The sequence below is a fragment of the Streptomyces sp. URMC 126 genome, from assembly GCF_051386555.1.
GTDB lineage: Bacteria > Actinomycetota > Actinomycetes > Streptomycetales > Streptomycetaceae > Streptomyces.
In genome coordinates this window covers 1-7757 of record NZ_JBPQTX010000325.1, presented here as the reverse complement: position 1 = coordinate 7757, position 7757 = coordinate 1, and the positions used below count along the sequence as shown (strand labels likewise).

6 protein-coding genes and 1 pseudogene are annotated in these 7757 nt (G+C 73.1%); 4 read left to right on the top strand and 3 right to left on the bottom strand.

Features of this window, described 5'->3' with window-relative positions:
- The coding region (locus tag ACSNOK_RS27975; protein WP_436783571.1) for a TetR/AcrR family transcriptional regulator at positions 1-641 on the bottom strand (641 nt) is incomplete at its 3' end.
- Positions 638-2257: an MFS transporter gene (locus tag ACSNOK_RS27970; protein ID WP_436783570.1), complete on the bottom strand. Its 1620-nt coding sequence runs from the start codon at positions 2255-2257 to the stop codon at positions 638-640. The genes ACSNOK_RS27975 and ACSNOK_RS27970, both read right to left, overlap by 4 nt.
- Before the next feature lie 193 nt (positions 2258-2450).
- On the opposite strand from ACSNOK_RS27970, the gene panB reads away from it, so the two are divergent.
- From panB to ACSNOK_RS27955, 3 genes are all read left to right on the top strand, one after another.
- Positions 2451-3338: a 3-methyl-2-oxobutanoate hydroxymethyltransferase gene (gene panB, locus ACSNOK_RS27965; protein ID WP_436783569.1), complete on the top strand. Its 888-nt coding sequence runs from the start codon at positions 2451-2453 to the stop codon at positions 3336-3338.
- Between the two features lie 178 nt (positions 3339-3516).
- Positions 3517-4551, top strand: coding sequence for an ATP-binding cassette domain-containing protein (locus ACSNOK_RS27960; protein WP_436783568.1), 1035 nt, complete (start codon positions 3517-3519; stop codon positions 4549-4551).
- Positions 4548-5372, top strand: coding sequence for an ABC transporter permease (locus ACSNOK_RS27955; protein ID WP_436783567.1), 825 nt, complete (start codon positions 4548-4550; stop codon positions 5370-5372). Before ACSNOK_RS27960 ends, ACSNOK_RS27955 begins: the two co-directional genes overlap by 4 nt.
- A gap of 222 nt (positions 5373-5594) precedes the next feature.
- Here ACSNOK_RS27955 and ACSNOK_RS27950 read toward each other — a convergent pair whose 3' ends face one another.
- The gene (locus ACSNOK_RS27950; protein WP_436783566.1) at positions 5595-7145 is read right to left on the bottom strand and encodes a hypothetical protein; all 1551 of its coding nucleotides are present in this window, start codon (positions 7143-7145) and stop codon (positions 5595-5597) included.
- 114 nt (positions 7146-7259) lie between these two features.
- On the opposite strand from ACSNOK_RS27950, the pseudogene ACSNOK_RS27945 reads away from it, so the two are divergent.
- Positions 7260-7757 (top strand): annotated as a pseudogene (locus ACSNOK_RS27945) (hypothetical protein); the annotation flags it as partial.

Here is a 7757-nt window from a genome sequence, read left to right as displayed (position 1 = left end):
CCTCCGGACCCCGCCCCCGGCCGCACCCCGTCCAGCACCGTGTCCACGATCCCCTCCGCGAGCCCCGCCGGCAGTTCCGTCCACTCGTGCAGCACCGCCCGTACGAGCATCGGGCTGACGATGAGGTCGATGAGCAGGTCCACGTCGACGTCCGGGCGGATCTCCCCGGCCGCCGCGCCGCGCCGCAGCACCGCCCGGAACGCCTCCCGCCGGGCGGCGACGACCGTGTCGTGGTACTCCCGCCACACCCGCGGCTGCGCCTGCACCTGGCCGACGACGGTACGCATCACCGCCGACGAGCGCTTGGCCAGGCCGCGCCGGCGCAGGAAGTCCAGCAGCGCGACGAGATCGTCGCGGACGGAGACGCCGGCGAGCTCGGGGGCGGACTCCTCCAGGGAGCGCAGGACGTCGAGCATCAGCGCCTCCTTGCCGGCCCAGCGCCGGTAGACCGTCGCCTTGCCGACGCCGGCCTCGCGGGCGATCCGTTCCATGGACAGCTCGCCCACGGTGACGCCGCGCTCCAGCAGCCGCAGGACGCTCTCGATCACGGCGGTGTCGACGGCGGCGCTGCGCGGCCGTCCGCGCTGCTGGCCGGGGAGGGGAGCGCCGGAGGGGCCGGCCTCCCGCGGCGGGCCGCTCACCGCCGGGCCTCCTCCGCTTGTGGTCGCTCGGCGGGGCGGCCGGGGCCCGGGCCGGCCGGGGTCGCGTTCTTGCCGGGCAGGAAGACGCCGGCGACCAGCGCGCCCAGCGCGGCGACCCCGGCCGCGCCCAGCGCGGTGACGTGCATGGCGTGCAGGAACGCGTCCTGCGCGGGGCCGACCAGGTCCCGTCCGGCCGGTCCCAGCCGGTCGGCCAGGCCCAGGGTGGCCTCGATCGACTCGCCGGCCGCGTGCCGGGCGGACCCGGACAGGCCGGGGACGCCGTCCAGCCGCGCGGAGATGCCGTCGCGGTAGGTGGTGGAGAGCACCGAGCCCAGCACGGCCACGCCGAGGGCGCCGCCGACCTGCCGGAACGTGTTGTTCACGGCCGAGCCGGAACCGGCCTTCTCGCGCGGCAGCGACTGCATGATCGAGACGGTGGCGGGCGGCATGACGTGCGCCATCGCCGTGCCCTGGAGGAAGAACAGCACCTCAAGCACCCAGATCGGGGTGTCGGCGTCCAGCAGGACGAAGCCCGACATCGTGCAGGCGACCAGCAGCATCCCGCCCGAGCAGACGGCCCGCGCGCCGAACCGGGCCACGATCAGGCGGGCGCGCGGCGCGAAGAACATCTGCGCGGCGGCCAGCGGGAGCAGCAGCAGTCCGCTCTGCAGCGGGCTGTAGCCGCGCACGCTCTGGGTGTAGAAGACGGTAAAGAAGGTGACGCCCATCAGGCCGAAGAAGACCAGCCCGATCGAGGCCACCGCCGCCGAGAACGTCGGCTTGCGGAAGTACCGCATGTCCAGGGCGGGATGGCCGCTGCGCCGCTCGTGCAGGACGAAGAGGACGAGGACGAGCAGTCCGCCGCCGACCGTGCCGAAGACCTCCGGGTCGGTGAAGTCGGCGAGCTGGCCGCCCTTGATGATGCCGTACACCAGCAGGACCAGGCCGACGACGGACAGCAGCACGCCGAGCGGGTCCAGGCGGCCGGGCGAGGGGTCCTTGGAGTCGGGGACGAGGATCACCATCGCGATGATGGCGACGATCACGATCGGTACGTTCACCAGGAAGACCGAGCCCCACCAGAAGTGGTCCATGAGCAGACCGCCGGTGATCGGGCCGATCGCGATGGCGAGCCCGACCGCGCCGGCCCATATGCCGACGGCCTTGGGCTGCTCGTCGCGCTCGAAGACGTTCATGATGATCGCGAGGGTGGCGGGCATCACGAAGGCGCCGCCGAAGCCCATCACCGCGCGGAACGAGATGAGTTCGCCGGGCGAGCCGGAGGTGGCCGACAGCACCGAGCCGATCCCGAACACGACCATGCCGAAGAGGAGGACCTTCTTGCGCCCCAGCCGGTCGCCCAGCAGGCCCGCCGTGAAGAGGATGCCGGCGAAGACCAGCGTGTAGGAGTTGATCGCCCACTCCAGCTGGCTCTGGGTCGCCCCGAGGCCGGTGGGCGCGGGCGAGGCGATGGTCTTCATCGCCACGTTGAGGATCGAGTTGTCGAGGACGACGACGAGCAGACTGAACAGCAGCACGGCGAGGATCGCCCAGCGCCGCCTGTGCACGGTCTCGGATACCTGGCGCACCGGCGCTTCACCGGCAGGGGTTGTCATACCTCCACCGTAGACCGCTTTCCGATACGGCACCGTCTCGTATTAAGGAGGTTTTGCCCGCCGGGCAAACCGAGGCCGGGAGCGGGCGCTCTGTTACCCCCGGCGCCTTCCTCGCGCCCCGCGCCGCGTGTCAGCATGGAGGGGATCCGGAGACGCCGCGAGGGCGCTTCGAGACGACACAGGAGCCACTGCCATGACGCATGCCGTGACACCACCGACAACGGCCGACAGCAGTCGTACGGGCGCCGCGCCCGGCAAAGCGCTGTACGGCGGGACGGGTTCCCGGCGCATCACCGTCCGTGACATCGCCGCCGCGAAGGGGCGCGGCGAGAAGTGGCCCATGCTGACCGCCTACGACGCGATGACCGCCTCCGTCTTCGACGAGGCCGGCATCCCCGTACTGCTCGTGGGCGACTCGATGGGCAACTGTCACCTCGGCTACGAGTCCACGGTGCCGGTCACCATGGACGAGATCACCCTGCTCTCCGCCGCCGTGGTGCGCGGCACCAAGCGCGCGCTGATCGTCGGCGACCTGCCGTTCGGCGCGTACCAGGAGGGCCCGGTCCAGGCGCTGCGCAGCGCGACGCGGCTGGTGAAGGAGGCGGGCGTCGGCGCGGTCAAGCTGGAGGGCGGCGAGCGCTCGGCGGACCAGATCGAGCTGCTGGTGCAGGCCGGCATCCCGGTGATGGCGCACGTCGGGCTCACCCCGCAGTCCGTCAACGCCTACGGCGGCTACCCGGTCCAGGGCCGGGGCGAGGAGGCCGCCCAGCAGTTGCTGCGCGACGCCAAGGCGGTGCAGGACGCGGGCGCCTTCGCCGTGGTGCTGGAGCTGGTCCCGGCCGAGCTGGCGGCCGAGGTCACCCGCATCCTGCACATCCCGACCGTCGGCATCGGGGCGGGCGCGGAGTGCGACGCCCAGGTGCTGGTCTGGACGGACATGGCGGGCATGACGTCCGGCCGGGTGCCGCGCTTCGTCAAGCAGTACGCCGACCTGCGCGCGGTCCTCGGCGGCGCCGCCCGGGAGTTCGCGGAGGACGTGGTCGGCGGGGCGTACCCGGCGGAGGAGCACTCCTTCCACTGACCGGGCCGCCGGTCCCCGGCCGGCCGGCCGGTTCCCGCCGGCCGGCCGCCGCAGCTGAACGGTCAACTGCCCGCCGGTGAACGGCGAACGGGGGCACCGACACGGCCGCACGGCCCGTGTCGGTGCCCTGTCGGGCGGATGTCGGCCCGTTGTCAGTGGGGTCTGTCAGCCTCTTCCCATGACACGAAACGACATCCTCGAAGACCGCGGCAACGCCGTGGAGGTCCGAGGGCTGGTCAAGCACTACGGCGAGACCAGGGCCCTGGACGGGGTCGACCTGGACGTCCGCGAGGGCACCGTCCTCGGCGTCCTCGGCCCCAACGGCGCGGGCAAGACGACGCTGGTACGCGTCCTGTCCACGCTGATCCGCCCCGACGCCGGGTCCGCCCGGGTCGCGGGGTACGACGTCCTGACCCAGCCCCGGCAGCTCCGCCGGGTGATCGGCCTGACCGGCCAGTACGCCTCGGTGGACGAGAAGCTCTCCGGCTGGGACAACCTGTACATGATCGGCCGGCTGCTGGACCTGCCCCGCAAGGAGGCCCGGCGCCGCGCGGACGAGCTGCTGGAGCGCTTCTCGCTCACCGAGGCGGCGAAGCGGCCGTCCGGGCAGTACTCGGGCGGTATGCGCCGCCGGCTGGACCTGGCCGCCTCGATGATCGGCCGGCCCGCCGTGCTCTACCTCGACGAGCCCACCACCGGCCTCGACCCGCGCACCCGCAACGAGGTCTGGCACGAGGTGCAGTCCCTCGTCCGGGACGGCGCCACGGTGCTGCTCACCACCCAGTACATGGAGGAGGCCGAGCAGTTGGCGAGCGAGCTCACGGTGATCGACCGGGGCAAGGTGATCGCCGGCGGCCGCGTCGACGAGCTCAAGGCCAAGGTCGGCGGCCGGACGCTGCAGATCCGCCCGGCGGACCGGTCCGAACTGGCGCGCGTGGTCGGCGCGGTGGCGCAGGCCGGTCTCGACGGTGTGGGCGGCGCCACCATGGACGAGGCCGAGGGCCTGGTCAACATCCCCATCGTGAGCGACGAGCAACTCACCGCCGTCGTCGGCATGCTGAGCGCGCGCGGCTTCGCCCTGGCCGGCATCAACACCCATCTCCCCAGTCTGGACGAGGTGTTCCTGGCCATCACCGGCCAGAAGACGTCCCTCACCGACGACGCCCCGCGTACCGGCGCCGACGCCGAAGCCCTCCAGGAGGCCGCCGTATGACCACCGCGACGATCGGCGCGCCCGTGGCCGCGCCCGCCGACGAGGGGCGGATCCCCCTCCGCTCCCACCTCCGGCACATCGGCGCCCTCGCGCGCCGCAACGCGCTCCAGATCAGGCAGGACCCGGAGTCGATGTTCGACGTCCTGGCCATGCCGATCATCTTCACGCTGATGTTCGTCTACGTCTTCGGCGGCGCCATGTTCGGCCCCGGGCAGCAGGAGGCGTACGTCAACTACCTGGTGCCCGGCCTGATGGCGATGACCGGCCTCAACATCGCGATGGCGGTGGGCTCGGGCGTCAACGAGGACTTCCGCAAGGGCGTCATGGACCGCTTCCGGACCATGCCCATCGCGCGGTCCTCGGTGCTCATAGCCAAGATCGTGACCGAGATCGGCCGGCTGCTGGTGGCCGTGGCCGTCCAGCTCGCCATCGGCTTCGCCCTGGGCCTGGACGTCAAGACCTCGGTGTTCCACCTGCTGGGCGCGGTCGCGCTGAGCGTGGTGTTCGGCTCCGCCCTGATGTGGATCTTCATCCTGATCGGTCTGACGATGAAGACCGCGCAGGCCGTGCAAGGGATGGGAATGCTCGTGCTGATGCCCCTCCAGTTCGCCAGCTCGATCTTCGCCAAGCCCACCACCATGCCCGGCTGGCTGCGGACCTTCACCGAGTACAACCCGCTGGCCAACCTCGCCGACGCCTCCCGCAACCTGGTCATCGGCGGCCCGGTGGCCCACTCGGTCTGGCTGACGCTGGCCTGGTCGGTCGGGATCACCGCGGTGACGGCGCCGCTGGCGGTCCGCCGCTTCCGCAGCAAGACCTGACGGCGGTGGCGCGCGGTGTCCCCGGCCGGCCGGGCACCGGCCGGGGCCGGGAGCGGCCGGGGCCGGGAGCGGACAGGGCGCCCGCCGGGCGGGGCTCGCACCGGCGCCGGGCGGACCCGTACCGGCGCCGTGCGGGCCCGTACCGGCCGGGCGCAGGCCTTCCACGGCGCGGGCCGGGCGGTTCAGACCAGACCTGGGCGGTTCAGACCAGACCCGGGGGGGTCAGACCAGAGCGACGGCCTCCTCCAGGGTGAGGCGGCCGCCCTCGGCGTACGCCCGCTCGTACACCTCCCCGTCCAGGGCGGTCCGGGCGGCGGCCGTCGTCCGCTCCCGGACTTCCCGTTCGGCGGACGCCTCGTGCAGGCCGGCGGGGCGCAGGGCGGCGACCGCGCCCAGGAGCCGGGCCGCCGTCTCGGCGTGCTCCCGGCCGGGCAGCGCCGAGTGGGCGAAGGCGGCGTTGAGGAGCATGTGCACGGGCAGGTGCGCGGCGACGAGGGCGGTGAGCGGGTCGTCTCTCGTGGTCAGCGCGGACCGGAGCCTGGACAGCGCGTCGGCCGGCTTCCCTTCGAGGGCGTAGAGCCAGCCGAGCACGCTCTCGAGCAGGCCGGCGAACAGGGGGACGGAACGGTCCCGCAGTTCCCCGTACAGCCCCTCCAAGATTTCCCTGGCCTCGGCGTGACCGCCGTTGCGGGCGATCCGGATGCCGAGCGAGATCCGGATGAAGTAGGCGGCGTCGGGGTTGAGCGGCTCGGCCTCCTCCAGCGCCTGGCGCAGCAGCCGCTCGCCCTCCGCCCCGTCGATTTCCCCGGACTCGGTGAGCACGTCGGCGAGCCGGCACCTGAGCATCGGTACCTGGGCGGTGGACCCCAGGACGCGGACGTTGTCCAGCGCCTCGCGGTAGTCCCGCGCGGCCTCCGCGAACGCCCCCCGGCGCTCGTGGCTCTCGGCGCGCCCGGACAGCGCCTCGGCCACCCCCCAGGCGTCCCCGATCCGGCGGAACACCTCCAGGCTCTCGTCGGCGTCCCGCAACCCCAGGTCGGCGCGGCCGGGTATCTCGTTGAGGAGCTTGGCCCGCTGCTGCAGGTGGAAGGCCAGCTCCCAGTCGTAACCGAGCTCGCGGCACATCTCGATACCCCTGTCCAGGGCCCGGTAGATACCCGACACGTCGCCGATGAACAGCCGGACGAAGTACCAGGAGAAACCCGGCACACGGCAGTTCTGCGGCTGCCCCGGGCCGTAGGCGACGGCGACGCGGCGCATCCAGGCTTGCGTCTCCGGGTCGTCCATCCCCCGGATGTCATGCTCCCGGTTCGACAGCCAGACGAGCCGGACCTCGCGCCGGGCCTCCATCAGCAGCTCGGGCGACATCGGCGGCGGCGCGTCGATGCACCGCTCGAGCAGCGGCGGAGCCGGCCGCACGGGTTCGTCGAACGGGTCGGGGCCCAGCCCCATGGCGGCCTCCGACCAGGTGCTGCCGTCGACACGGTGGTCGCGCAGCTGCCAGAACCAGCCGAGGGACAGCACCAGGCACAGCGCCTCCTGCTCGTCCCGCGCGGCGACCGCCCGCCGCAGCGCGGTACGCAGGTTGTCGTGCTCGCGCTCCAGCCGGTCGAGCAGGACGCGCTGCCCCGGGCCGCGCAGCAGCGGCTCGGTGGTCCGGGCCAGCTCCCGGTAGTACACGAGGTGCCGCCGCTCGACGGCACCCCGCTCCCCGGCCTCGTCCAGCCGCTCGGCCGCGTACTCCCCCACGGTCTCCAGCAGGCGGTACCGCATCTCCCCGTCGTCCGCGGGCGCGGCGACGACGAGCGACTTGTCGACGAGCGACCCGACGAGGACGGCGACGTCCTCCGTGGCGACCTCGGCCGCGTCCGCGTCTCTCGCGGTCGGGTGACCACTGGGGACGCCGAGGCGGGCGTGAGCTACTGGGCCGCCGGGGGTTCCGGGACCGCCGTGAGCCTGGGGGACGCCGGGAAGCCCGGGACCACCGTGGACCTCGGGGCCACCGGGGAGCCCGGAACCACCGTGAGCCTGGGGGACGCTGGGGAGCCCGGAACCACCATGCGCCTCGGGGACGCCAGGAAACCCGGAACCATCATGGACCTCGGGGCCACCGGGGAGCCCGGGACCACCGTGAGCCTCGGGGCCACCGGGAAGCCCGGAACCACCGTGGGACTCGGGGACGCCGTGAGCCTCGGAGCCGCCAGGAATCCCGAAGCAACCCTGCGCCTCGGGGACGCCGGGAAGCCCGGGACCACCGTGAGCCTCGGGGCCACCGGGAAGCCCGGAACCACCGTGGAACTCGGGGACACCGTGAGCCTCGGAGCCGCCAGGAATCCCGAAGCAACCCTGCGCCTCGGGGACGCCGGGAAGCCCGGGACCACCGTG